The organism is Micromonospora sp. NPDC049359 (genome assembly GCF_044466585.1).
Lineage (GTDB): Bacteria > Actinomycetota > Actinomycetes > Mycobacteriales > Micromonosporaceae > Micromonospora.
On the sequence record NZ_JBITMW010000001.1, the window covers coordinates 866794 to 892018 of the forward strand.

A 25225-nucleotide genomic window follows, 5' to 3' on the forward strand; every position below is an offset into this window, starting at 1 on the left:
CTCGTCAAGGGTATGCCGCGCGGGCTGCGTAACCGGCGCATCGATGTTGCGTTGAGTGCAACGTGGAGCGAGCAGTGGATCTGGCTGGAGCGGTGCACCTGACGTTGGCATCAGGGGTGGCGTATCTCGATCCGGCCACCGCGGTCTTCGACGCGATGTTGGAGGGCTGGCAGCGTCAGCAGCGCACGCGGTTTTTGAAGGCGTCGACGATCGCGGGCCGGGTGTTGACGGTGCGTCGGTTTCACCGTTACACCAACCAGTATCCGTGGGAGTGGGAGCCGGCCGAGGTCGAGGCGTTCTTCGATTACCTGCGTTCGGCCGGTCCGCGGCCCATCACCGTGTCGACGGCTAGGAGCTACCAGACCACGCTGCGGATGTTCTGCGACTTCGTCACCGACACTCGCTACGGCTGGGCGGGCGAGTGCTTGCGGCGATTCGGCCGCGCGCCGGCGCAGATCCTGCACGAGTGGAACTCGATCGTGCACGTGACGGAGTCTGATGGTCAGCCGGGTCGGCGGCCCCTCACCTACGACGAGGTGCAGACGCTGTTCGACGCAGCCGACGGCCGTGTCGAACAGATTCGTACGCATCAGCGCAAGGGCGTCCTGGCGGCGTTGCGCGACGCGGCGGTGCTCAAGACGGTTTACGCCTTCGGCCTGCGCCGGGCTGAGGCGTGCGGGCTGGACGAGTCGGACTTCCGCCACAACCCGAAGGCCAAGAGGATGGGGCAGTTCGGTGCGGTGTTCGTGCGGTGGGGCAAGTCGTCGCGGGGTAGTCCACCCAAGCGGCGCACCGTACTCACCGTCCCGGAGATGGACTGGATCGTGCCGGTGCTGGACCAGTATCTCAGCGATGTCCGGCCGCGGATCGTCGGCGAGGCTCATCCAGCGCTGTGGGTAACCGAGCGAGGCGGCCGGATGTCGTTGCGCCGATTGAACTTCGCCTTCGCCGAGGTGCGCGACCTTGCCTGCTTGCCGTCGGAGCTGGACCTGCACTGCCTCAGGCACAGCTACGTCACGCACTTGATCGAGTTCGGCTATCCGGAGAAGTTCGTGCAGGACCAGGCCGGGCACGCCTACGCCTCGACCACCGCCATCTACAGCGGCGTCTCCGACGAGTACCGGACCCGCTTGATCAACCGCAAGTTGGAGCAGCACAAGGATGATCTCTGGGGCGGGAAGCTCACGTGAAGACGATGGGGATCCGTTGGCAGCTGCGGCTGCGCATGGCCGAACGGGGCTTGTTCGCGACTACCGAGTTGGTGCCACTGCTGGCCGAGCGAGGCGTCCATCTGTCACGTGAGCAGGTGTTCCGGCTGGTGACCCAGCCGCCACAACGGTTGAGCATGGAGACGCTCGCCGCGTTGTGCGACATCCTGGGCTGCCAGCCCAACGACCTCATCGAGGTCGAGGCGACCGAGGAACGCACCCGCAAGACAGCGACGGCCGGCGGGCCGGCGCCCACCGCGCGGCGCAGCACCATCCGCCGCCCAGAGCCGGCGCCATGACCCGCGTCCGCCAACGCCGCGAGCCCGACCCTTTCCTCGCCGACCGGGTCGTCGCCCGGCTGACCGCCCTGGTCCCCGGGCTGACCGCGAGCACGGCTCGCGCGGCAATGGAGGCCGCGAGAGTCACGGCCCCGGTGTCGCTCTGGGCCCTGGAGGATCACCTCAGCGCGCACGGGATCACTCCTGCCAGCAACGGGCCGCTGCAGCTGCTGAAGCTGTTCGCGATCCTCGACGTCGAGGGCTACGACGCTCCGCCGACCGTCTGCGCCGCGTGCGGCCGGCGAACGCGCGTGTTGTCGCATCGGCAGGACGACGGACGGATCTGCACTTCGTGCGCGCACCGGCGTTACGTTCGCCGGTGCGAGATCTGCAAGGAGATCAAGCGGATCACACACGCCGGCACGCAGACCGGGATCTGCGGCAATTGCCGGCGTCGCAATCCTGACCCGGAACGCGTCGGCCCGTGCACGCAGTGCGGCCGGGTCCAGCGTCTGATCCTATGCAAAGACGACGGTTCGCTGCGCTGTCAACGCTGCCAGGCTCAGGGTAGGCCTTTGCGCGCCTGCGCCGACTGCGGCGCGCTCGCACGGACCCAGAAGATCACCGATGCCGGACCGGTATGTCCAGCCTGCTACCGCGAAAGGCATCGACCACGACGTGTCTGCGGCCGATGCGGGCGCTCACGCCTCATCGACCGGCGCGCGACCACGGACCAGCCAGATCTGTGCAACGGCTGCTACCGCGGCGCGGAAGGCACCTGCAGCAGATGCGGACGATTCCGCCCCGGCCGCAAGACGCCTCATAGCGGGTTCCGTTGCGAGGGCTGCCTTCCACGTCCACAGCGTCAGTGCGCCGGCTGCCAGCAGCGCCGCACCGTTCAAGCCGTCTGGCCGATCGGCCCGGTCTGCTCGTCCTGCTACAACACCATCCGCAAACACCCAGCGCGCTGCCCGAACTGCGCCGAGACCCGCGTGCTGACCGGCACCGACGCCGGCGGCGCTCGGATCTGCGGCCCGTGCGCCGGAGCACGCGACTACACCTGCACCGGATGCGGACGAGCCGGCCACACCTTCGCCGATCAGCGCTGCGCCTGGTGCGTGCTCGACGAACGAGTCAGCGACCTCCTCACCGATGATCACGGCACGATCGCGGCCCAGTTGCGACCGGTGCGCGCCGCACTCACCAACACCGACCGCCCCGAATCCGTCCTCACCTGGATCCGACGGCCCCGCACCTGCTCGCTCTTCGCCTTCCTCGCCGCCCACCCCGACGACCTCAGCCACGAACTCCTCGACGAGCTCCCCGGCGTCCAGCACCTGCACTACCTCCGCAAACTGCTCGTCCTCGCCGACGTGCTCCCGACCCGCGACGAGCATCTCGAGCGCACCCGGACCTGGCTCAAGCAGACCCTCACCGAGCTACCCCCCGAGCACCGTCAGCTCGTTCAGCCGTTCGGCCTCTGGCACGTGCTGCACCGCGCCCGGCGCCGCTCACACCAATTCGGCTCGCGCACCGCCCAAGCCGCAGCCAAAGACCGCCGCTACATCCACATCGCCGCCGCGTTCCTCGCCTGGCTCGACACGCACAGCCTCACCCTGGCAACGATCAACCAGCAGCACATCGACCGATGGATCGATACCGGACCAGCTGCCCGGCACCTGCGACCATTCATCAAATGGACCAACCAACGTCGCCTGACCACCGCGCTCGACGTTCCGAACCGGCCCTCCAGCCTGCCCAGCCGCTTCCTCACCGACGAGCAGCGCTGGACGCAGCTGCGCCGATGCCTCGACGACACCACGATGCCCACCAAAGCCCGCGTCGCCGGCGCCCTGGTCCTACTCTTCGGCATCACACTCACACGCGTGCTCAACCTGACCACGACCGACATCACCTTCGGCAAGGACGCTCCAACCGCCATCACGTTCGGCAAGCAACCAATCCCGCTGCCACCGAAGGTCGCGGCGATCGTCGCCAAGCTCATCAACGACCGCAGCCGGCCAGCCTCGATCCCAGCCCTCCCCAACCACGAGCCGCACCTGCTCTTCCCCGGCCGGCCAGCCACCACACCGATCACCCTGCAAGCACTCAGCCGAACTCTCACCCGCAACGGGATCACAGCCCACCTCGGCCGCAACGCCGCCATGCTCGACCTCGCCGCTGACATCCCCGCCGCCGTGCTCGCCGACCTCCTCGGTATGAGCGCCGGCACCACCGAAAAGTGGAACCGCCTCACCAGCCGCGACTGGACCCACTACCTCGAAGCCCGAACCGACACGACATAGCCCTACTGGCCGGCGTACGGCTCCGGTGCAGATCCGCTCGAACGACCGGTCGTGGTCGCCCCCGGACGGGACAGCAGCACGTCGAGGTCGTGGCGCGCGGCCGCCTCGACGACGCTGGCGACGAAGCCCAGCTGCATGTCGGTCAACCGCTGGCTGGCCGGGGGGATCACCAGCCCGAGGGTGCGGGTGCGTCCCTCCTTGAGCGCGCGGGCGCTGGCGTTCGGTCGGTAGTCCAGCTCGTCGATGACCGCCTGGATCCGCTGCCGGGTCCCCTCCGAGACGTCCGTTTCCCGCTCAGGACGTAGGAGACGGTGCTGCGGGACACCCCCGCCCGGCGGGCGATCTCCCCGATGTTCATGCCGCGCCCTCGAATCGATTCTTGCCCCGAAACGGGCACGCACCCTCTTCCCTGCCGAGCATATCCGTCCGGAAACCCAAGCCCCGAGTCAGCAAGTTCCCCGGCCAGCGGGGCGTCGACCGGGTCGGATGCGACGGCCCGCGAACGGTGGCGCGACGAATGGACGGGCATTAATGTCAACAGGTATGACGTGTGACGTCGGTCTGGGTCGGTAGCGCGGCTCGAACCACCGCCGCCCACGGCACCAACCGTATCGAACTGGATCGGTCCGGCAACACAGGCTCAACCCGCCACCACCACGCTCCACCACACCGCCGAGAGGATCCGATGAATGTGAAGAGACGACTGAGTCGTCTGCTCGCCGCGACGGGAACCCTGCTGGTCCTCGCCGTCGGCGCCAGCATCTACGTGGTCTCGGACGCGCCGGGTGTCGCCCGCGCCGCCGGCACGGGACCGTGCGACATCTACGCATCGGGTGGCACCCCCTGCGTCGCCGCGCACAGCACCACCCGGGCGCTGTACGGCGCGTACAACGGCCCGCTCTACCAGGTCCAACGCTCGTCGGACAACGCCACCCAGGACATCGGTGTGCTGGGCGCGGGCGGTGTCGTCAACGCCGCCGCGCAGGACTCGTTCTGCGCCAACACGAACTGCGTTATCACGATCATCTACGACCAGTCCGGCCGGAACAACCGCCTCACCCGGGCGCTCGGCGGCGGCGTGCCCGGCCCACGTCCCGACGGATCGGACAACCTTGCCGACGCGAAGGCGGCGCCGATCACGATCGGTGGCCAGAAGGCGTACGGCGTCTACATCCCTCCGGGCACCGGCTACCGCAACAACAACACCAACGGCATCGCGACCGGCGACCAGCCCGAGGGCATGTACGCCGTCCTCGACGGCACGCACTACAACAACGGGTGCTGCTTCGACTACGGCAACGCGCAGACGAACGCCATGGCCGACGACATCGGCATCATGGAGACCATCTACTTCGGCAACAACAAAGTGTGGGGCTACGGCGACGGCAACGGCCCCTGGATCATGATGGACATGGAATGGGGACTCTTCTCCGGAGTGAACCCGCGATACAACCCCATGGCGCCCATCAACCACCGCTTCGTGACCGCCATCGTCAAGGGCGAACCGAACCACTGGGCGATCCGCGGCGGCAACGCGCAGTCCGGCGGCCTGACCAACTACTTCGACGGACGACGCCCCAACGGCTACCACCCGATGAAGAAGGAAGGCGCCATCCTGCTCGGCATCGGCGGCGACAACAGCAACACCGCCCGCGGCACCTTCTACGAGGGCGTGATGACCTCCGGCTACCCGACCGCGGCGACCGAGGACGCGGTGCAGGCGAACATCGCCGCTGCCGGGTACGCCCCGACCGGTGGCAATCCGCAGCAGAACGTCCAGGTCGTCGGCGCCCAGTCCAACCGGTGCGTGGACGTGCCGAACGGCAGCACCACCAACGGCACCCAGGTCCAACTCTGGGACTGCGTCGGCAACACCGCCCAACGCTGGACCCACACCGCCGGCAAACAACTGCAGGTGTTGGGCAACAAGTGCCTCGACGCCAGCGGCCAGGGCACTACCAACGGCACCCAGGCCATCATCTGGGACTGCCACGGCGGCACCAACCAGCAATGGAACATCAACTCCAACGGCACCATCACCGGCGTCCAGTCCGGGCTCTGCCTCGACGCCAGCGGCGCCGGCACCGCGAACGGCACCAAGCTCCTCCTCTGGGCCTGCAACGGGCAACAGAACCAGCGCTGGTCCACCCGCAGCTGATCCGTACCACCACCCGATCGACGGTGCCGCCTCCGCGAGACTCACGGAGGCGGCACCGCCGTCGGTGCCGGCACCGGTCAGCGCGCGCTGCAAGCCGGGCAGCGCGGCCTCGTTGATGGTGGCGATGGCCGTGACGTCGGGATGCGTCACGAGCAGCTGTTCCACGCACGCCTCGCCGGAGGCCGTGTCGTCGCCGCAGCAGACCTCCACGCCGGTCAGCCCCCGGTCCGCCGCCGCCCGGAAACCGGTGAGCGCCCGATGGCTGGGGCCGTAGCCCGCGGCGACCAACTCGGCGGAACGGTTGACCAGGGCCACGTGCCGGTGCCCCAGATCGGCCAGGTGGCGCACGCAGCGGGCGATCAGCCCGGAATAGTCGATGTCGATCCAGCTCATGTCGTGCGGTTCGGCGATCCGCCCGATCGTGACGAACGGCAGACCGGTCTTGGTCAGGCGGGTCACCCGGTCGTCCTCCAAGGGGATCTCCATCAGGACCACACCGTCCACCCGGCGCCCGGTGACGATCCGCGGGTGTGGATCTTAACGGTGTTTCCGGCCTAACCTGCCGGGCGATGTGCCTGGTGAGGACGGTGCCGTGATGACCGTACGCCGACACTGCTGGCCGGGACACGCGACGAATACGACCGGTCACGAATACGTGCGTTGCACCAATCAGCGAAGCCCTGACCCAGCGGGCGGTCACCCGGATGGGGTGGGCGGACCCGACGATCGCGGCCGAAGCCGTGCGCGCGATTCATGCCGGTGTCGTGGGGACCCTGCGGCCAGGGCGGACCCTGCTCACCGACGTCCACTGGCCCCACACCCCAGTCACGGCCACAGCGCTGCCGAAGATCCGTGACCGGCTGACCGCGCTGCTTACCGGACCAGACCACATGGACCTGCTGAAGGTCCGCCAGAGGCAGGACATCGCGGCGAGCTTGCAGGGTGGGCGGCTCTTCGCCGTTGACGACGAGTTCACCGACCTCGCCTGTACCGCCGCCACGGACCTCCCGGCGACCGTCCTCGACGTCGAAGACCTCCCCGCACCCCATGGGCTGCTCCTGTGGGCCAATCCGGTCGCCTGGGATGTCTGCGCCGCATCGTGGGCCAGCACTGATGAAGGGATTCGGATCGTCTCCTACCGCGGTGTCGGTGGCTCGGCCGGCGTCGCCGATGGGTTGGCGGTGCAGGCGCTGCGGGAGCAGGTCGGCTGGCTCATCCCCGTCAGCCACCGCCTCGTCGTCCACGGCGAGGCGATCACACGTGTTGACGGTGCTCTCGCGGTGCTGGCCGCGACGTGGCTGCTCATCGCGCAGCGCACCGGCGAAACCGTCTCCGTCGCGGCGGACCGGTCGATCCGTAAGGCGTACGTACGGACCCGGCGGCCCGCACCGGAGGTCCGGCTGGTCCGCATCCGCGGCCGGCAGGCCACCGGCCCGCGGGAGACCAGGCCGGGTGAGGCGCGGGAGCCGCAGGCGCAGCGGCGGTGGATCAGCGGCTACTGGCGCTCCCAGCCCCACGGTCCCGGGCGGGCGCTGCGAAAGGACGTCTACGTCTTCGCCTACCTCCGCGGCCCCGCTGACGCGCCTATCGCGGCGAGCACCACTGTCCGGGTCCTCGCCGGTGAGCGGCGACGCCCGAAGCCGCAGTAGAGCGGCGTCCCCTGCCGTGGTCCGGTCGACCACAGCCGGTCTCGTTTTCTACCCGTACTCGATCAAGGAGTTTGTCGTGTCTCATGTCCCCACCTTCACGGTACGGTCGCAGGCGGAGCTGCTGGGCCTGGTGCCCTACCTGCTGGGCTACCACCCCGAGCAGAGTCTCGTCGCGCTGTTCTTGAAGGCCGACCGGAGAGTCGCCGTCGCGGCCCGGGTCGACCTCGCCGCCCCGATGGCGCAGGTCGTTGAGGCCTTCCTCGACGTCGCCGATCGGACGGCGGCGCAGACCCTCGTCCTCGTCGGCTACGGCAACCGGGACGTCGCACCGAAAGTCACGGCGGCGGGTGACGCCCTGGCCGCGCACCTCACCGTCAGCCAGACGCTCCTGGTGATCACTGACCGTTACTTCTGCCTCGACTGCCCCTGCGACGCCACAGAGGGTGTCAGCTTCGACGCGAAGGCGACCGCGACCGCCGCCCAGTCGACCGTCGAGGGCCTCGTCGCGTTACCGAATCGCGACGCCCTGCTCGCGCTCACCGATCCCGACCCGGCACAACAGGCCGCCGTCGCTGCGGCCATCGCCGCCCTTCAGCCCGCCCCCGACGGGCCGGCGGCGCTGCGAGCGCTGCTCGACCGGGCCCGGAACAGCCACCGCCTCACCGTCGAGCAAGCCGCCCGCATGGCGATCCTGCTGACCGATCAGCAGAACCGAGACACGGTACGGCGGGCCACGTCGGGGGTGATGTGGGAGCGGGATCTGTGGCTGGACCTGACCCGCCGCGTCCCCGGCGAGTACGTCACCGCTCCGGCAGGTCTCGCCGCCTGGTGCGCGTGGCGACTCGGCGACGAAACCCTCGCTCTCGCCGCGGCCCGACGGGCACTCATCGTCGACCCGCAGGACCGGATAAGCCGCATCGTGGCGCTCGCCGCCGGCAGGCACATTCCCGCCCGCGACCTGGCCTTCCTCGGAACCTGCGACTTCGACGCCGCGCGCGCCGAGTGACGCGTTCCCCGTCGCGCCTCCGCACAGCCAGCCCTCCGGGCCGAAGCAACCATGCCCCGACCTTGATCCATCCCGCCCGCACCACTGCCTCTGGAGTACCTCGTGACGCCGCAAGCTGCCCTGACCAACACCGGCCTGATGCAGCGCCATCGCACCCCGACAGTCGCCGACGACGGGGATCTGCGTTCGCACCACACGACGAACGGACAGCAACACCCGGACACAGCGATCGTCGACGCGCTCACCGCATTCCTCAACCGTGAGGCCGAGCCATCCGGCGCAGACGCGTTGGGACTGATGAGCAGCCTCATCGACAGCAGCGGCCGGCCGCTGCTGGACGAAACCTGGAACGTCACCGCCGTGGTCAGCGAGGACCGATACGGCGTCCCGACCGCCACGATCACCGCCGGACCCGTCACCATCGCCGTCACCCCGGTCCCCGGCACCGCTGCGCCGCTCAGCGTCGCGATCGCAACGGAAAACGGCGAGTACGTCAGCCTCGACCTCACGGTCAACCAGCACCCCGTCCACCATCCCGCCGTCCTGGTGCCATCCCCGGCCTCGACAGATCCGCCGGGCCCGAACCGCGCCCATGACCACCAGAGGAACCTCCGATGACCACCCCGACCCAAGCCCAGGGGCCGACCGCCGCACCAGCCACCCAACCGCCCCCACCGCAGGACCTGCGATCCGAGCCCGTCCTCAACGTGGCCCTTCGTTACGCCACCGCCGGTATCCCCGTGATGCCCCTGCACACTCCCCAGCGTGCTGGTGGCTGCAGCTGCCGGCGGGCACCCGCCTGCCCGTCACCCGGCAAACACCCTCGGCTGCGGCACGGGCTGCGAGATGCCTCCACCGACCCCGCTCTCGTACGGCAATGGTGGACGAGGTGGCCCGATGCGAACATCGGCCTCGCCACCGGCACCCTGCTCGACGTCTGCGACATCGACACCGCAGACGGACTCCGAACGGTCACGACCATCCTCGACAACACCCACCCGACAGGGCCCGTCGTACGAACCGGATCCGGGTGGCATCTCTGGTTCGCCGCGACCGGGCACGCCAACCGCGTCGGCGTGGTGCCCGGGGTGGACTGGCGTGGACGCGGTGGACTCGTCGTCGCACCGCCGTCGCTGCACACCACCGGCCGCCGGTACACCTTCACCCAACAGTTCGACCGTGTCCTGCCAGACTGCCCACCAGCCCTACGGCGACTGCTGTCACCACCGCCGGCCCCGGTGCCCGAACCGGCTACGGCTATCCCAGGTCGGATCGACGACCCCGGCCGGTACGGGCTTGCCGCCCTCAACGGCGAGATCGGCAGAGTCCTCACCGCACCCCGACCGGTAATCCGCGGCGGACAGCGGATCATCGCTGGCGGCCGGAACACGGCCCTGCACCTCGCGGCATTCCGTCTCGGACAACTCGCCGCCCACGACGGGCTAGACGCACAGGTGGTGTGGCCCCGGCTCGCGGAAGCCGCGCACACCGTCGGTCTCTCGGCGGCTGAGGCTCGCGCGACGATCGCCTCCGGCTGGCGAGCCGGACTACGCCGTCCCCGGGCAGTAACCCGGGAACGACAACCGCGCAGTGGCGGTACGAGCCCTCACCCAGGCCGTCGCCTTCGTCTTGCTGTCACCAGTCGTCCTTCGACATGAAGTCGTAGCCGCCGCCGTCGATCGTGTCCTCCATCGCCCGGACGATCTCGTCGTCGCTCAACTCGGTCGCCGAGCTTCGGGCAGGCGGCGCCTCGGTACGCCGGGCCGCAGCGCGAGCAGCGTCGCTCTGCGACTGTCGACGACGGCGCTCCTCCTCCGGCAGTCCCGCCCAGCGCGTCACCTGGGCACGGGCGGCGTCGCTCTGACCCTGCCGGCTGCGCCGCTCCTGCTCAGGCACATCCACGTGCGGTACGGCCGTCGACGGAGTTGCGCCATGTTCGTGCCGCGCGCGATCCGCGGCGCTCTGCGCCAGACGGCGGTCTCGCTCAGCCGGGGGTAGCTTCGCCCACCGAGGACGCACCTCACTCATCACCAAATCGTGACCGAACCAACACGACCAGTCCAGCACCCAGCGCCTACCAGTTGTTGAGTTCAACCACCCCGCCGCCGTATGTCATTGGGGCGTCTGACTCGGCGCCCCGTGGACAGCAGCCAGACGCGGATGGTCTGCTCGCAGTCAGCATCTCGCCCGGAACAAGCGACCTGGCCACGACACGTTTGGACGGCGTTGGCGGGCGCAGAACGCCCCGCACATCGTTTGGCTCCGTCTAAGCGTGCCGCTAGCGCCCGAGCTCGGCGGCCGGCGAGGTCGGTACGACGTCCGGGCCTCGGTCGTCACGGATGAGGCGCACTGGCGGTGCTGGTGTCCCGGGTGGCGGCCGGGTGTCCGCTGCTGAGGGACCCAAAGGTCAGCCCACCCGGGCCGGGGCCGCTAAGCCCCCTTCCAAAACATCTTGGCCCCTTGTCTCGCTCCGCTCGACGCCAAGATCTTTTGGCCGGTTGCTTGCAGCCCCGGCCCCAGGGCGGGCTCTGACCGGCCCCGTCAGCGCGGCACCCCGGCGCCCCGGTCACCCGACCGGCCCGCCCGCCGCACACCAAGCGACAGGGAGCACGGTCATGCTGTTCAACCTCACCTTCGAAGGCAACCTCGCCGACGAGCCCGAGCTGCGCGTCACCCCCTCCGGCAAGGCCGTCTGCAAGCTGCGGGTCGGCCACAACACCCGCCGCCGTAGCAACGGCGGTGAGTGGACCAACGGGCCGACGATGTGGGTCACCGTCACCTGCTGGGAGAGCCTCGCCGAACGGTGCGCCGAGCACCTGCGCAAGGGCGACACGGTCATCGTCGAGGCCCGCGACGACCTCTCCGTCTGGGCCTACCAGTCACCCAACAGCGACAAGCCGGCCGGGCAGTTGCAGGTCACCGCCGGCAACGTCGCGGTCTCGATGCGGTTCGCCGGCGCCCAGTCCGCCCGCACCGCCAAGGCCGAGCAGGTCGAGGACCCCTGGAACGCCGACGACCGCCAGCTTGAGCCCGCCTTCTAGCCCTCACCGCAGGCGGGGCCGGCCGCGCCGGCCGGCCCCGCCCATCACCCCTCACCCGACCTGACTGTCTGGAGCGTCGTCATGTCCCTGTTCACCTGCATCGTCGAGGGCCGGCTCACCGCCTCCCCGCAGACCGGCCACACCCGCGACGGCCGCGAGTACGTCCAGTTCCCGATCGTGCACCGCGACCGTTACCGCGACCACAGCGGCAAGTGGGTCGACACCCGCGCCATGTTCTTCGAGGTCATGTGCTGGGGCGACCTCGCCGCCCGGGCCCGCAACCTGACCCGCGGCGACCAGGTCCTCGTCGAAGCCGGCCAACTCCTGCCCTACCTCAACGACTCCGACATGCCCAGCCTCAAAGTCCAGGCCCGCAACCTGTCGGTCTCCATGCGGTTCACCGACGCACACGCCGGCACTGCGGTCAAGGCCCGCCGCGGCGACATCGTCACCACCCCCGACGGCGAGCAGTACGCCGCACACCTCTACCCCGAGGTCACCACCGACCCACAGCTCCTGCACCGCTGACCACCACACCGGGCGGGCCGCTGACCACGGCCCGCCCGTGGCCCAGTCCATCCGCCAGTTCGAACACCGAGACCCCCGCCCGACGCCCCGGAGAACCCGTGAAGACTCCCCCAGCCGGCCACCACCTTGCCGACGCGTACCGGGACCTGGTCCGCGGCTGCGCAGCGATCACCCAAGTCGTCCACGCCGCCCACCCCGAGCCGGGAGCCTGCCTGCCCCTGCCCGCGATCAGCCTCCCGCAGGACGCCGACGACGTACGCCGCCAAATCGACATGCTCACCGGCAACCTCTTCGACGAGCACGCCCAAGCCGTGAACCAGCAGTGGCTCACCGCCACCCGAACCTGCACCCACCTGACGGCAGACAACGTCATCGCCATCAAGGAGCTCTACTACGGCTGGTACCAACTCCTCGGCGCCCTCAACGCCCGCCTGCAGGGCCAGCCCGGTCTCGGCGATGTCGGAAAGCGCACCGCCAACCTCGCCTACACGCTGGTGACCTACCTCCGCGCCTACCCCACCGCACCGGTCAAGCATCTGCGCCTACGGCTCACCGGGCGACGGGCCCGCCCGTAGGAGAGGTTGCGCATCGCCACTCCGCCCTGACCCGCTTGGGTCTCGCCGGTGTCCGTGGTGCGCGCTGGCCAGTCCCCAGTGGTGACCGACCCGGCCACGTCCGGCAAGCGCCGACCCCAACATCTTGGCCGGCTCGCTGCGCTCCCCGGACCGCTGCGCTCCCAAGATCTCGCGGCCTTCCCGCTTGCCCGCCGCCGGCCGCGGCCGGTCCCTCACCGGCCTGTCAGCGCGGCACCCCGGGCCCACCCGGGCAGCAGCGCACCAACCCGAACCGTCAGGAGGACCCACTCATGAGCACCACCGCCACTCCCACTGCCCCGCAGCACCACTCCCCCACCACGGCGTCCGTCCGCCGCCGGCTCGTGCTGGTCGGGCAGAAGGACGCCTACGACCCGTACAGCGCCGCCGACGCCGCCGAGTACCGAACCGTCCTGCGCTACGGCGACCGCTGACACGCCACGCGCGGCGGGGCCGGACTGTCGAGTCCGGCCCCGCCGCGCCATCACGGCCCGCTGCCCACCGCGCTCGCTGCGCCGTGCTGGAGGCCGCGCCCGACCTCATGCCGTCGAAAATGCCGGCTCCTCCTGCATGGGCATCTCCTTGGGCTCATCGACGAGGGCCGGCTGGTCGCCCACGGGGGTCGGTTGGTCGCTGGCGCGGGCGAGGGCGGCGCGCACCCCGGCGACAGGAAGCTCGATCATGGCCGCGATCTCCACGACCGGCTCACCAAGTTCCCGAAGCCGGGCGACCGCCGCATCGGCTTCCCGGGCCAGCACTCCTGCCCTGCTCTGTCCGGCAGCGAGGATCCGCTGAGCCCGAAGGGTCGCCTCGTCCCGCACCTGACCCGCGCGTGTCACCCGGTCGAAGTAGACCCGCACCGCCTCCGTCACGCTCGCCTCGTGCGCCGCGAGCCTCGCGACCCGTGCCGCCCGAACCTCCGACGCCTTCCGCGCCGCCATCCGATTAACACCTGCACCAGAATTTCGCTTAGCCATGTCGGAACCCTAGCCATGAGCACCCATTACCAACAAGACCGAGTCGCAATTTCAAGCCACGTCAATCCAACCACAAACAACCGAAAAGAATAGCCGCCTAAACCCCCACACAACACCGTCTCTGCCAGCGCAAACGTGGATCCACAGCTTCAAAAGAGAACGCCGACACACCTCTTGCAGATGCTCTTGCCACGGGTCGCCTGCGGCGGGTACCGTCCCCTCTCCCACTCAAATAACCGGCGCAAAACAATCGCGCCAACAAAGGCGGGTGAAGGCGAGTTCGACGCAAGGGAAGGGGTGCGGTCGCCCAGTGATGACGTTGCACAAGCTGTCGGTCGGCGACGGCTACACCTACCTCACCCGGCACGTCGTCGGCGGAGACCGCGACCGGCTTCCCGGGCAGGACGCGACCGACTACTACACCGCCCCCGGCAACCCTCCCGGCCGGTGGGGCGGCCGAGGTCTGGCCCCGCTCGGCCTGGCCGGGCAGGTGTCCGAGGAGCAGATGCGGCACCTGTTTGGCCAGGGGATGCACCCCGACGCTGACGCCATCATCGCCCGACATCTCGCTACCCGGGTTCGACCCGGCATGGACGACGAGGAGGTCGAGCGGCTCACGCAGGAGGCGATCCGCCAGGCCACCCTCGGGCGCCGTTTCCCCGTCTACGCGACCCTGCAGGACTTCGACACCCGTGTCGATCAGCGGCTCGACGTGGTGCGCGCCGAGACGGGCCGGGAGCCGACACAGTCCGAGACGGGCAAGGTACGCGCCGAGGAGGCCCGCCGGGCCCGGGGTGCCGTCGCCGGCTACGACCTCGTCTTCACCCCCGTGAAGAGCCTCGTCCTGCTGTGGGCCCTCGACGAACGCGAGTGGGTCCGCGACACGGTGAAGGCGATCCACGAGCAGGCCCGCGACTCCGCACTGGAGCTGTTGGAGAAGCACGCGGCGTTCACACGCAGCGGCGATACCGGGCAGGCGCAGCTGGACACCCGCGGCCTGGTCTACGCCATGTTCGACCACTACGACTCCCGCGACGGCGACCCGAACCTGCACACCCACGTCGCGATCAGCAACAAGATCCAGGGAGCGGATGGGAAGTGGCGCAGCCTCGACGGCGGCCCGTTGCACCGCGTCGCGGTCGCCGCGTCCGAGCACTACAACTCCACCATCGAAACCCTCGCCATCCAACACCTCGGGGTCCAGTTCGCGGTCCGCCCTGACACCGTGGGCAAGCGGCATCCGGTCCGTGAGGTCGCCGGTGTTCCGCGCGACGTGATCGGGACGTTCTCATCGCGGCGGTCGCAGATCGAGGCCCGCTACGAGCAGTTGGTCGTCGACTTCCGTCGCGCCCACGGCCGCGACCCCGACAACCAGGCCGCGTTCCGCCTCGCGGGCCAGGCCAACCTCGACACCCGCGGCCCCAAACCCGCTCCCCGTTCCCTCGCCGCGCTGCGCGAGGAATGGACGGCCCGACTGCACGCCGAACACGGCCAATCGGCCGCGCGATCCCTTGCCCAGGTCGTCACCGCCACCGGCCCCGCCCACAGACACGAGATGGTTTCCACAACGTTATCCACAGACCAGATCGGGGCCCTTGCAGCTCTGGCGGTGCGACGGGCAGAGGGATCCCGGTCGACGTGGACGGTGTGGAACCTGCGTGCCGAAACCGACCGGCTGCTGCGCGAACCACCCACCACCGTCGCCCCTCGCGGGCTGCGCTTTACCGATCAGCACGATCGCGCGGAGGTGCTGCAGCAGGTCGTCCACCAGGCCGTCACCGCGCTCTGCGTACCCGTAACGGCCGAGCCGGATCTGGTCGAGCCCGCCGGGCTGCGCCGCAAGGATGGAACGTCAGTGTTCGTGCAGCACGGCACCGCCCGCTACACCAGCCAGGCGATCCTCGACGCGGAACAACGCCTCCTCGACGCCGCCCGCACCCCCACCGTCCTGGGCTACGCGGCCCCCGCCGTGCAGGCGATGCTCGATAGTTACGAGGCCACCACCGGCACCACGCTCGATGCCGGGCAGCGGGCCATGGTCGTCGCGTTCGCCACCGACGCGCGGCTGATCGCCGTCGGGCTCGGCCCCGCTGGCGCCGGAAAGACCACCACCATGCGCGCGTACCACCACGTCGTCGCCGCCCACGGCCAGCGACTCATCCCCCTGGCCACCTCCGCCGCCGCGTCCGCCGTCCTCAGCGCCGACCTCGGCGTCCCCGCCGAAAACCTGCACAAGTTCGTCCACGAACACACCAACCACCGGCACGCCGACAGCACCTTCCCCACTGGGAAAGACTTCTTCCGGGTACGGCCCGGCGACGTCATCCTCGTCGACGAAGCCGGCCTCGCCGGCACCCACAACCTTGACGCCCTACGCGACATCGCCACACGGCACGGCGCCCTCGTACGCCTGCTCGGAGACCACCGGCAACTCGCCGCCGTCGAGTCCGGCGGCGCACTGCGCCTGCTCGCAACGGAGGCCGGCGCCGTCGAACTCACCGCCCTGCACCGCTTCACCACACCTGCCGAAGCCGACGCCACCCGCCGCCTCCGCGACGGCGACACCACCGCCCTCGACCACTACGAGAGCAGCGGCCGGATCCGTGGCGGCTCCTACGAGGCCATGGTCGAACAGGCCTACACCGCCTGGCACACCGACATGACCGCAGGCTTGACCACCCTCATGTCGTCGTCCACCAGCGCAGGAGTGACCGCCCTGTCCGCCCGCGCCCGCGCCGACCGCGTCGTCGCCGGTCAGGTCGAGCCTGACGGCGTCAACCTGCATGACGGCAACCGCGCTGGCCGCGGAGACTGGATCGTCACCCGCCTCAACAGCCGCACCATGACCAGCAACCGGGGCAAGGACTGGGTCCGCAACGGCGACGCCTGGACCGTCACCCACCGCCGCCCCGACGGGGCCCTCGCCGTCAAACACCAGCAGCATGGCGGCACCCTCACCCTCCCCGCCGCCTATGTCGCCGCGCACGTCGAACTGCTCTACGCCACCACGGTCCACCGCGCCCAGGGCGCCACCGTCGACACCGCCCACGCCCTCATCACCGACGACATGGCCCGCGAACACCTTTACGTCGCCGCCACCCGCGCCCGCCAGCACACGACCCTCTACGCCGTCACCCACCGCATCCTGCCCCTCGACGAGGACGCCCGCCTCGACCGCGCCGGCTACGACCCAGGCGCCCGCGCCGCCCGAGAAGTCCTCGAAACCGTCCTCGCCACCGAAGGCGCGCAAACCTCCGCCACCGAAGCCATCACCCACGCCGCCGACCAGGCCCGCAGCCTCGCCACCCTGGTCCCCCGACTGCGCTACGCGACCGAACTCGCCGACAACCAGCGCCTGCACACCCTCGTCTCCGACGCCCTTGGCCCAGACGCCGTCGCGGTGCACCGTGACGCCGCCTGGCCTAGCGTCGTCCGCGCGCTGCGCACCGCCGAGAGCAACGGCTGGGACCTGCCCCAAGTCCTCGCCAGCACCGCCCGCCGCGGCACTCTCGCTGGCGCCGAATCCCCCGCTCAACTTCTCGCCTGGCGCGTCAAGGACCACCTTGACGGCCGCCGCCCGAGCCCCGCCCTGACCCAACCAAGCGTCGACGACACCGCGCGGTACGCCGCTCTCCTCCGACCAATCCTGCGTACCGCCGAGCCCTTCGACCCCATCGACGCGACCCGCCCACCGCGGCTTCTCGCAAGCGAACCCGCCTCACACGACGGCGACCATCGACAGCTGATCGCCACCGTTCTCGGCGACCGAAAGGCCGACCGGGCTGCTGGCGAGCCCGCCTGGCCAGCTCTCACTGCCGCGATCCGCCGCGCCGAACACGCTGGACACGACGCCCTCACCGCCGTCGCCACGGCGGCCCTCGCTCGGCCCCTGCACGACGCTCGGTCCCTCTCCGAAGTCCTCGCCTGGCGACTCAATCAGCACCTCGACTCCACCCCACCACCCGTCGAAGTCGGCACCACCGACGGCTGGCGCACCCTCGCCTGGACCCTCAAGGCCGCCGAAACACAGGGCCACCCCGCTGAACAACTCCTCACCGTTGCCCGTCCCGGCAGCGACCTGGACAGCGTCCGCCACCAACTCCACAGCCTCACCCGCCCCGCCCCCGAGGCCGGGCCGGTTCCCTGGCTTGACGCCGCTTCACGTACCGCCGACACCGCCTTGACGGCCTACCTCGAAGACGCCACCCGGCTCATCCAGGAGCGGGTCAACGAGGTCACCGACCGCGCCCTCACCGAGCAACCCGCCTGGCTCGCCGGGCTTAGGGGCGACGTCACCCAGCCGGACGTGCACACGGCGTGGAGGACCCACGTGGCGACTGTCGCGGCCTACCGCGACCAGTACCAGATCACCGGCGATGACCCCGACCAACCCATCGGCCCTTACGTTCCCCAGCACCACGCCGGGCACCGGGCATACCTCCACGCCGCTGACGCCGTCCTTGCCGCCCGGCACCCGCACACCAGCCCTGCGGACCCCGCCACCGCGAGAATCGCGCGCGACATCTACCTCGCCCTACCCGACGAACAACGGGCACACATCGCCGCCCGAATCGCCGACGACTTGGGCAAAGACTGGCTCGGCCCCCGCCATGGCGACCCGGACAGCATCCTCACCACGCCCACGTACGCAACACGTCTAAACGCTCAACTCATCGCCGAGGGCTACTGCATCTCAGCAGCCACGCCCGAGCCCGCGCGGTCTGCCACATTGCCTGAGCAGCGCGTCGGCATACAGCACACCGCGCCCGAGCCACCTCTTGAACAAGTCCGGAGCCAGCCGGACGTTCAGGTGTCCTGGTAGGGCGAAGATCAAGGCAGGCGTCGCGGTACGCGGGACGCCGGCATTCCGCCTGGTGCGCGGCGCGGACGCCGTACCCGGAGTCCTCGATCGCGACGGCGGCCGACGTCAGATGCCAGCGAGGCGCTGGGCGAGGTCCTCGGGTGTGATGATCTCGATGCCCAGCGCCCGAGCCTTGTCGAGCTTGCTTCCGGCCTTCTCTCCAGCGACGACGAGGTGGGTGCGGGCAGAGACACTTGAGGATGCGCGTCCCCCTGCCTTGGCGATCAGTTCGGTCATCTCGGTTCGGGATAGGTCCGAGAGAGGCCCGGTCATCGCACCGGTTACCACCACGGTCATCCCCGCCAAGGGCAGCTCGCTCTTCGCCTCTTGGGCGGACGCCTCCGCATCGCCCTGAGCATCTGTGAGAGCAGCGGGAACGAAGCCGGGCTGGTCCAGATTTACACCTGCGGCGACGAGCTTGTCGATGACGGGGGCGAGATCGGCCAGTTCCTCGACGATCACTGGGGCCTTCTCGTCGCCGATGCCGTTGACCTGCTCTAGTGAGACGGCGTCGGCGTCTTGAATGGCCTGCATGGAGCCGAAGTGCGCGGCGATGCGCAGCGACATGGAACGGCCGGTGCCCAGGACGCCGAGGGCGCAGAAGACGCGATTGAGGGGCTTGGTCTTGGCCGTCTCGATCGCGGCCAGGAGGTTGTCGGCGCTCTTGGCCCCCATGCGGTCCAGGGTGAGTAGCTGATCGCGGGTGAGGGTAAACAGGTCGGCGAAGTCCTCGATCAGCCCCGTGTCGACGAGTTGCACGATGATCTTCTCGCCGAGGCCGTCGATGTCGAGCGCGTCGCGGGCGACGGCGTACCGGATTGCCTCTTTCTGGCCGCAGGAGCGTCCCCGCGCGCAGCGCCAGCGCTCCTGGCTGCGGTCGATGCCGGAGCCGCAGCGCGGGCAGAGTTCGGGGAAGTCGATGGGCTGCTCGGTGCCGGTGCGCAGGCCGGCGACCGCGCCTTCGACGCGGGGGATGACCTCGCCGGCTCGGTAGACGATGACGTGGTCTCCGAGCATCAGGCCGCGGCGGGTGATGTCGGCCGGGTTGTGCAGCGTGGCGTAGGTGATGGTGGTGCCGGCGACGTCCACGGGGTCGAGGACGGCCCGTGGGGCGATCACACCGGTGCGGCCCACGCTCCACTCCACGGCGCGCAGCACGGTGATCTTCTGGGCGGCCGGGAACTTGAAGGCGGTGGCCCAGTGCGGGGTGCGAGAGCCCATCCCGGCCCGGATCTGGTCGGCAGGGCTGTCGGCCTTGATCACGGCACCGTCGAGTTCGATGTCGAGTCCTGCGCGCAGGGCGCCGATCTCGCGCACCCGGTTCACCACCTGGTCAAGGGTCGCGTAGGCCCGGGTGGCGAGCGGGGTGTCGGCCATCGTCCCCAGCCCGAGATCGGCGAGGCGGGCGATGAGTTCAGTGTGAGTGAGCGCGGCGAGGCCAGGATCGTCGGTGTGCTCGGGGTGGGTCAGCGCGGCGTAGGCCAGGAAGGTCTGCCCGATCCGGTAGGCCCGGTCCTTGGCGCGCAGCGAGCCCGAGGAGGCGTTGCGGCGGTTGGCGAAGGCCGTGGCGCCGTGCGTGATCCGCAGCTCGTTCGCAGCAGCGAACTGCTCCTCGGTCATGAGGACTTCGCCCCGCACTTCGATCGTGACCGGTTCGGTCAGGGTCATGGGCAGGCCGATGATGTCCCCGATCGCGTGGGACACGTCCTCCCCGGTCGACCCGTCGCCGCGGGTAACGAGTTGAACCAGCCGGCCCTCGCGGTAGCGGGCTGCCAAGGCCACACCGTCGAGCTTGGGTTCCACCGCCCAGCCTGCCACCGCGGCGCCGCCCAGCCGCCGCTCCAGCGAGACGGCCCACGCCGTCAGTTCCTCGTCGGAGAAGACGTTGCCCAGGCTGAGCATCGGAACGGGGTGCGCGACGTCGCCCGTTGTCACGCCTGCCGCGACCTGCTGGGACGGGGAGTCGACCGCGATCTGCCCGGAGTGCGCGTCCTCCCACGCGGTGATACCGCGCAGCAGCCGATCGTAGGTCTCGTCGTCCAAGTCTGATTCGCCGGAGCCGTAGTAGGCATCGGCGGCCTTCCGCGCCTGCGCGACGGCTTCAAGGTAGGCGGCCTCGTCAGCGAGGTCGACAGCGGGCGCCGCTGCGGAAGGTGTGGTCATGCTGCCCATTCTGCTGACTGCCCCTGACAGCGTGTCGGTAGCGCTGGTGGGATTCATCCGCGGCGTCGCGTCGGCGCCGACGGGCGGGGTTCTGTCCGCTGCTCCGATAGGCGGGGGCGGCTGAGCGGGGGCGGCCTGTCAGTTCCGGGTCGTGCCGGGGAGAGCCCGAGCGTGCGATAGAACGTGTCGTTCTCGAAGCGCCGGTGCGGGTCGAACGTGTGGAGAGCCTGCCGGAACCGGTGGAAGCCGTCGGTGTTGGAGGCGGGCAGCAGCTCGGGAGTGAAGTACTTGCCCCAGTGCGGCCTACCACCCAGGCCGTAGAGCAGGCGCTGGATGTCGTCGAACAATGGGCGCGCTGCGGTGATCGACTCGGCGGCGCTCATGTAGGACACGAAGCCGAAGTAGGTGGCTGGGGCTGCCTGTGTGGGACTCAGGTGGCCGTGGGCTGGGCCGGTGGTGCGCAGGATGACGGGGTAGTGCAGCTTGTAGGGAGAGTCGCGCAGGAGTTCCTTGAGACCGGCGTACGCCGCAGGGACGACGTCCAGGGCAACGGCGATCTCCATGTTCAGCTGCGGGGCCGGGATGCCGTTCTTGAAGATCCCGTGGAGTGTCCCCGTGGAGCCCGTCGCGCTGAGGAACTTCTCCAGCGTCTGGGCCGCTGGTGTCCGGCCCTGGCCGTCGCCGATGTCGGCCATCAGTTGACGGCGGGTGCGGGTCACGATGCGGTCCAGTTCAGCCCCGGTTTGGGTCTCGCATCCTGTGGGTGTCCAGTTGTCGTCGTGGACGATCCAGGTGTGCGTGACCTGGTGCTCGGTGAACCACCAACTCTTGGCGGCCACGGATTCGCGGTTCCAGGCGGCGTAGCGCTCGGGCAGGCTGTCCTCGGCCACGGTGAAACGGGCGCAGTGCAACTCCTGTGCCGGTCGGCCACGAAGTTCCAGGCCGACGACCACGCCGAGGCACCCGAGGTTGAGCACGGCCGCGTCAAACTCGGCGTCAGCGGGGGTGAGCCGGTGCAGGGTGCCGCTCCCGTCCATGAGCTCGACAGCGGCTACGCAGTCGGAGAAAGTGCCCCCGGACAGCCCCTGTGCGTGGGTGCCGGTGGCGAGCGCGCCGGCGACCGTCTGGCTTGTGATCACGGGCGGGCATGCGGCCGGCTCCAAACCGCGGCGGCCGAAAGCCCGCCACACGTCTTCGAGGAGCGTGTCTCCCGTGACGTACAGGTTCTCGCCACGCAGCTCGCCGGCTCCCCGACCGGGCAGGTCGAGGAGGATGCCGCGAGTTCCGTCTGGGCACCGCAGCTGAGCGGGGTAGGTGAACCTGGATCCGAGGACGCGCACTGTTCCTTCCTCGCGCGTCAGCATCGACTCCAGCTGTTCCAGGGATGTGATGCGCGTCCAACCGCCCTCGGCGGCGATGGCGACGTTGCCGCCCCAGTTGGTGAGAGTCATTGAAGGAGTCCTCAGCTGTCTCGGTCTGTGCTCGGGGCGGAAAGCGCCCGTCGCGCCTGGCGCCGAATGGCTCTACTCGGCCACGCCGTCGTGCCCCCGAAGCGCGGGCCCGCAGTTGACGGTCAGGCGCAGCGCGGGCCCGCAGTTGACGGTCAGGCGCAGCGCGGGCCCGGCGGGGGGCGCGCGCTGCGCCCTGGCACTCCGCCTCTCAGGCGGGGCCGAACATGTGCTGAGTGGGCGGGTGCGGGTGGGGGCATGAGGTGAACCCGGGGCCGAAGCAGCAGGCATGGGCCGTCGTCCAGGTCTCAAGATCGGTGGATGATCGCCCCAGGAGCTGCGCGGCCGTCCGGGTGGCCGGGGCGTCCCCCTCGGTGCCGATGCGGCCCCACAGGCCGAGGACCTGCGCTGCGGCAGGGCGGCGCATCCCGTACTTGGCCAGGCTCGTCACGAAATGCTCGTCTGTCTGCCGCACGAACCTGATCGGCCGCCCGCATGCCTCGCTCAGGGCCGAGGCCCACTGGGCACAGGTCGCCTGCGAGTGGTGGCTCATCAGGGAGCCGCTCAGATCCACCGAGTCGGGAGACAGGATCTTGCGGCAGAACAGATCGGCGGCGTCGTCGCAGCTGATGTAGGAGAACGGGGTGTCCGCGTCGACGGGGAAGGTGAACGACCGCGTCTCGGCGATCGACTGGCACTGGTAGAGAATGTTCTCCAGGAACATGGGCAGCTGGACGACGTCGAACGCGATCCCGGATTGCTCCAGGAGTACTTCCAGCGCTGCTGCTTCGTCGGCCATCGCGCACTGCTCCGGGGCGAACTGGATGCCCAGGCAGACGATCCTCTGCACACCGGCCCTCTGCGCCGCCTGCAGGTACATGCCGCCGATGTCGAGTCGCCGGTCGATGGGAGGCACCATCAGCATGGTCTCCGTGCCGGCCAGCGCTTCGACCAGCGAGGCGGGCTGGGTCGGCTCCCAGTCCCGGAGCTGAACCTCGATGCCGCGCACGGCCCGCCCAGCGATCCGGGCTTCGGGAATGGCCAGGCGTAGCGTCACCTGCTGCGCGTCGGAGGCGAGTCGGCGCAGCGTGTAGTGACCGACCTTGAAGAAGTTCCGGGTCGCCCCGAGCACGGTGACGACCTGCGGCAAGTCCGCCATCACGCACCCCAACTCTCGTTGCTCGTCGTGTCCTTGTACAGGTCCACCGGGTTGACCGTGTTGGCGTGGTAGCCGAGCAGCCGACGGCTCTGGGAGGAGAGATGGCCGGCCGCGGTGGCGGGGTCGCAGGTGTGGTCGTACGGGCGCAGCCACGCTTGCCCGAAGCGGATGATCGCGCTGCGTCGCTCCTGGGTCCGGTTGGGCAGCACGGCATGCCACATGGTGTTGCCGAAGACGACCGCGTCGCCTGGTTCCGCGTGGATGCTCAGGGCGCCTTCGGGAAGCGAGCCCCGGGCGAGGGCGTCGTTCGCCGCCTTCCAGTAAGCGTCGTCCATGTGGTTGGCCGGCCACCGGTGTGAACCGGGAATGAGGACGAGGTTGCCGCTGTCCCTGGGTCGTGTGTCGGTGAAGAACACCTGGGCCTTGAGGTGCAGCGGTCCGTTGAGTTCGTCGTACGGACGCTCCAGGTAGGGCCCGGAGTCGCGGTGCCACGGCTCGTGGGCCTCCTGGTAGATCCCTCGCCGCAGCACCTCAGTGCCCAGGACCTGGAGCGACCCGTTGAGGATCCGATGGGGTACGGACATCAGGGCGCCGCACTCGAAGAGCAGCTGGTACTCGGCGATGAGGTTCGCGGCGTCACGCACGTGGGTCAGGGCCGGGTTCGCGTTGAACGAACTGTGCGTCAGGTCGGGGCCGCGGTCATCGGTAAGCCTGCGGACGGCCGCGTCCAGCGTGCTGACGACGCTGTCCGGAACGGCCTGCTTGAGGAGCACGAAGCCCTGCTCGGTGAACTGGGCGACGACGTCGATCGGTGAAGTGATCATGGTTGGCTGCCTTCTGCCTTGGTCTTGGACGGCTGTGGGGCGTTGAGGGCCGTGCGCAGTCGTTGTGCGACCTCGTGCTTGTGGGCCGGATCGGCCAGCCGAGGGAAGACGACGATCGAATCGCCGTCGTAGCGCGGCACGACGTGGACGTGGAAGTGAAAGACGGTCTGATGGGCGGCCCGACCGGTGGCGTGGACCAGATTGATGCCGGACGCGCCGCACGAGTCCCGCAACGCGTTCGCCACCTGCTTCGCGGTTGCCATGACGTGCTGGAATGGCACTTCCGGGATGTCGAGTAGGTCCTGGAAGTGCTGCTTGGGAACAACGAGGACGTGCCCGTAGGTCGCCGGGAGATGGTCCAGAAAACACAGGGTGTCCGCTGTCTCGGCTATGACGTGCGCTTCCACGTCGCCGGACGCAATGCCGCAGAACACGCAGGAGGACACCGCGTCGCCGATCGAGTCTTGTGCCGGGTATCGAGATAGCCACTGCGGATCGAAGGTCAGTGACATGGCGTACGCGGTCTCCTCGGGAGGCGCTGTGCGCGAGTCGGATGGGCAGCCGGGCGTGGCGACATGGCCAGGAGGGGGCCGATGCTGCGGGTCGATGCTGGCTGGTGAGGCGATGCTCAATTGACACTCCTGACGATCGAGGGGTGGCTTCGCAGGGCGGGGTGGTCGCTGTGGAACGGCGGCGTGCCCGGCCGGGCGGTGCGCTGTCTGAGCACCGTCCGCTCCGGCGGCGCTGCACCTGGGCGGCGCTAGGGGGCACGGCGCACCAGTCGGGTCAGGGATTGGTAGCCGTGATCGGTGAGCACGGCCGTCAGGGAACGCCGGTACGGCACCTGCCGCAGGATTCCGTCGGCCAGCAGCACGTTGAAGGTGTCGCGAACCGTGCCGTCCAGGGCGGTGTCCACCGCTGCGGCCAACTCCCGCACCGTCCACGCACGGGTCGGATCGGCGAGCAGCGCCCTGTAGATACGGCACCGGTTGTCCGCCGCCGCACCTCCACCCGGATGCGTCACCT

Annotated in this window: 23 protein-coding genes and 1 pseudogene; 13 read left to right on the top strand and 11 right to left on the bottom strand. The window is 69.6% G+C overall.

All coding sequences use genetic code 11. From position 1 onward, the window contains the following. The first annotated feature begins 74 nt into the window (after positions 1-74). The 3 genes from ACIBTX_RS04035 to ACIBTX_RS04045 are packed head-to-tail and all read left to right on the top strand — an operon-like array spanning position 75 to position 3792. Entirely contained in the window at positions 75-1190 is a 1116-nt protein-coding gene (locus tag ACIBTX_RS04035; protein ID WP_357103859.1) for a tyrosine-type recombinase/integrase, read from the top strand. After that, positions 1187-1507, top strand: coding sequence for a helix-turn-helix domain-containing protein (locus ACIBTX_RS04040; protein ID WP_396832024.1), 321 nt, complete (start codon positions 1187-1189; stop codon positions 1505-1507). Before ACIBTX_RS04035 ends, ACIBTX_RS04040 begins: the two co-directional genes overlap by 4 nt. Next, positions 1504-3792 carry a hypothetical protein gene (locus ACIBTX_RS04045; RefSeq protein ID WP_357132239.1) on the top strand — a complete coding sequence of 763 codons (2289 nt, stop codon included), beginning with the start codon at positions 1504-1506 and terminating at the stop codon, positions 3790-3792. The genes ACIBTX_RS04040 and ACIBTX_RS04045 overlap by 4 nt, the downstream gene beginning before the upstream one ends. A 2-nt stretch (positions 3793-3794) precedes the next feature. On the opposite strand, the gene ACIBTX_RS04050 is transcribed toward ACIBTX_RS04045, so the two are convergent. Together ACIBTX_RS04050 and ACIBTX_RS04055 are read right to left on the bottom strand one after the other, a co-directional pair. Next, positions 3795-3962 carry a hypothetical protein gene (locus ACIBTX_RS04050; RefSeq protein ID WP_357132242.1) on the bottom strand — a complete coding sequence of 56 codons (168 nt, stop codon included), beginning with the start codon at positions 3960-3962 and terminating at the stop codon, positions 3795-3797. Then, entirely contained in the window at positions 3959-4321 is a 363-nt protein-coding gene (locus ACIBTX_RS04055; RefSeq protein WP_357103867.1) for a LacI family DNA-binding transcriptional regulator, read from the bottom strand. The genes ACIBTX_RS04050 and ACIBTX_RS04055 overlap by 4 nt, the downstream gene beginning before the upstream one ends. Before the next feature lie 156 nt (positions 4322-4477). On the opposite strand from ACIBTX_RS04055, the gene ACIBTX_RS04060 reads away from it, so the two are divergent. Next, positions 4478-5950, top strand: coding sequence for an arabinofuranosidase catalytic domain-containing protein (locus tag ACIBTX_RS04060; protein WP_357132246.1), 1473 nt, complete (start codon positions 4478-4480; stop codon positions 5948-5950). A 126-nt stretch (positions 5951-6076) separates the two neighbouring features. On the opposite strand, the pseudogene ACIBTX_RS04065 reads toward ACIBTX_RS04060, so the two are convergent. Next, positions 6077-6436, bottom strand: a pseudogene (locus ACIBTX_RS04065) (LacI family transcriptional regulator); the annotation flags it as partial. Between the two features lie 278 nt (positions 6437-6714). On the opposite strand from ACIBTX_RS04065, the gene ACIBTX_RS04070 reads away from it, so the two are divergent. From ACIBTX_RS04070 to ACIBTX_RS04085, 4 genes are all read left to right on the top strand, one after another. Then, positions 6715-7599 carry a hypothetical protein gene (locus ACIBTX_RS04070; protein ID WP_396832025.1) on the top strand — a complete coding sequence of 295 codons (885 nt, stop codon included), beginning with the start codon at positions 6715-6717 and terminating at the stop codon, positions 7597-7599. 76 nt (positions 7600-7675) lie between these two features. Further along, the gene (locus tag ACIBTX_RS04075; protein WP_357129848.1) at positions 7676-8605 is read left to right on the top strand and encodes a DUF4192 domain-containing protein; all 930 of its coding nucleotides are present in this window, start codon (positions 7676-7678) and stop codon (positions 8603-8605) included. A 102-nt stretch (positions 8606-8707) separates the two neighbouring features. Next, on the top strand, positions 8708-9223 hold the full coding sequence (locus ACIBTX_RS04080; RefSeq protein WP_357129845.1) for a hypothetical protein: 516 nt from the start codon (positions 8708-8710) through the stop codon (positions 9221-9223). Continuing rightward, positions 9220-10263: a bifunctional DNA primase/polymerase gene (locus tag ACIBTX_RS04085; RefSeq protein ID WP_357129842.1), complete on the top strand. Its 1044-nt coding sequence runs from the start codon at positions 9220-9222 to the stop codon at positions 10261-10263. The genes ACIBTX_RS04080 and ACIBTX_RS04085 overlap by 4 nt, the downstream gene beginning before the upstream one ends. Here the strand turns inward: ACIBTX_RS04085 and ACIBTX_RS04090 are convergent. After that, positions 10241-10501 carry a hypothetical protein gene (locus ACIBTX_RS04090; protein ID WP_357129839.1) on the bottom strand — a complete coding sequence of 87 codons (261 nt, stop codon included), beginning with the start codon at positions 10499-10501 and terminating at the stop codon, positions 10241-10243. The genes ACIBTX_RS04085 and ACIBTX_RS04090 overlap by 23 nt on opposite strands. A 719-nt stretch (positions 10502-11220) precedes the next feature. Between ACIBTX_RS04090 and ACIBTX_RS04095 the strand changes: the two genes are divergently transcribed. From ACIBTX_RS04095 to ACIBTX_RS04110, 4 genes are all read left to right on the top strand, one after another. Next, on the top strand, positions 11221-11646 hold the full coding sequence (locus tag ACIBTX_RS04095; RefSeq protein WP_357129836.1) for a single-stranded DNA-binding protein: 426 nt from the start codon (positions 11221-11223) through the stop codon (positions 11644-11646). 81 nt (positions 11647-11727) lie between these two features. Then, complete coding sequence (locus ACIBTX_RS04100; protein WP_357129833.1) at positions 11728-12174, top strand: single-stranded DNA-binding protein; 447 nt, start codon at positions 11728-11730, stop codon at positions 12172-12174. 98 nt (positions 12175-12272) lie between these two features. Further along, the gene (locus ACIBTX_RS04105; protein WP_357129830.1) at positions 12273-12749 is read left to right on the top strand and encodes a hypothetical protein; all 477 of its coding nucleotides are present in this window, start codon (positions 12273-12275) and stop codon (positions 12747-12749) included. Between the two features lie 290 nt (positions 12750-13039). After that, a complete protein-coding gene (locus ACIBTX_RS04110; RefSeq protein WP_357129827.1) occupies positions 13040-13201 on the top strand; it encodes a hypothetical protein in 162 nt (53 codons plus the stop codon). A 105-nt stretch (positions 13202-13306) separates the two neighbouring features. Here the strand turns inward: ACIBTX_RS04110 and ACIBTX_RS04115 are convergent, their stop codons facing one another. Then, positions 13307-13708: a hypothetical protein gene (locus tag ACIBTX_RS04115; protein WP_357129824.1), complete on the bottom strand. Its 402-nt coding sequence runs from the start codon at positions 13706-13708 to the stop codon at positions 13307-13309. Between the two features lie 349 nt (positions 13709-14057). Between ACIBTX_RS04115 and mobF the strand changes: the two genes are divergently transcribed. Then, entirely contained in the window at positions 14058-18566 is a 4509-nt protein-coding gene (mobF, locus tag ACIBTX_RS04120) for a MobF family relaxase (RefSeq protein ID WP_357129821.1), read from the top strand. A gap of 105 nt (positions 18567-18671) precedes the next feature. Here the strand turns inward: mobF and ligA are convergent, their stop codons facing one another. The 6 genes from ligA to ACIBTX_RS04150 all read right to left on the bottom strand — a co-directional run bounded on the left by ligA (position 18672) and on the right by ACIBTX_RS04150 (position 25223). Then, positions 18672-20768: an NAD-dependent DNA ligase LigA gene (ligA, locus tag ACIBTX_RS04125; RefSeq protein ID WP_357129818.1), complete on the bottom strand. Its 2097-nt coding sequence runs from the start codon at positions 20766-20768 to the stop codon at positions 18672-18674. A 53-nt stretch (positions 20769-20821) separates the two neighbouring features. Then, positions 20822-22219 carry a D-arabinono-1,4-lactone oxidase gene (locus tag ACIBTX_RS04130; protein ID WP_357129815.1) on the bottom strand — a complete coding sequence of 466 codons (1398 nt, stop codon included), beginning with the start codon at positions 22217-22219 and terminating at the stop codon, positions 20822-20824. A gap of 208 nt (positions 22220-22427) precedes the next feature. Next, complete coding sequence (locus ACIBTX_RS04135) at positions 22428-23366, bottom strand: hypothetical protein (protein ID WP_396832026.1); 939 nt, start codon at positions 23364-23366, stop codon at positions 22428-22430. 8 nt (positions 23367-23374) lie between these two features. Then, positions 23375-24199, bottom strand: coding sequence for a phytanoyl-CoA dioxygenase family protein (locus ACIBTX_RS04140; protein WP_357129810.1), 825 nt, complete (start codon positions 24197-24199; stop codon positions 23375-23377). After that, positions 24196-24711, bottom strand: coding sequence for an HIT family protein (locus ACIBTX_RS04145; protein ID WP_357129807.1), 516 nt, complete (start codon positions 24709-24711; stop codon positions 24196-24198). Before ACIBTX_RS04145 ends, ACIBTX_RS04140 begins: the two co-directional genes overlap by 4 nt. A gap of 248 nt (positions 24712-24959) precedes the next feature. After that, positions 24960-25223, bottom strand: a complete 264-nt coding sequence (locus tag ACIBTX_RS04150) for a hypothetical protein (RefSeq protein WP_357129804.1) — start codon at positions 25221-25223, stop codon at positions 24960-24962. Positions 25224-25225: the final 2 nt, after the last annotated feature.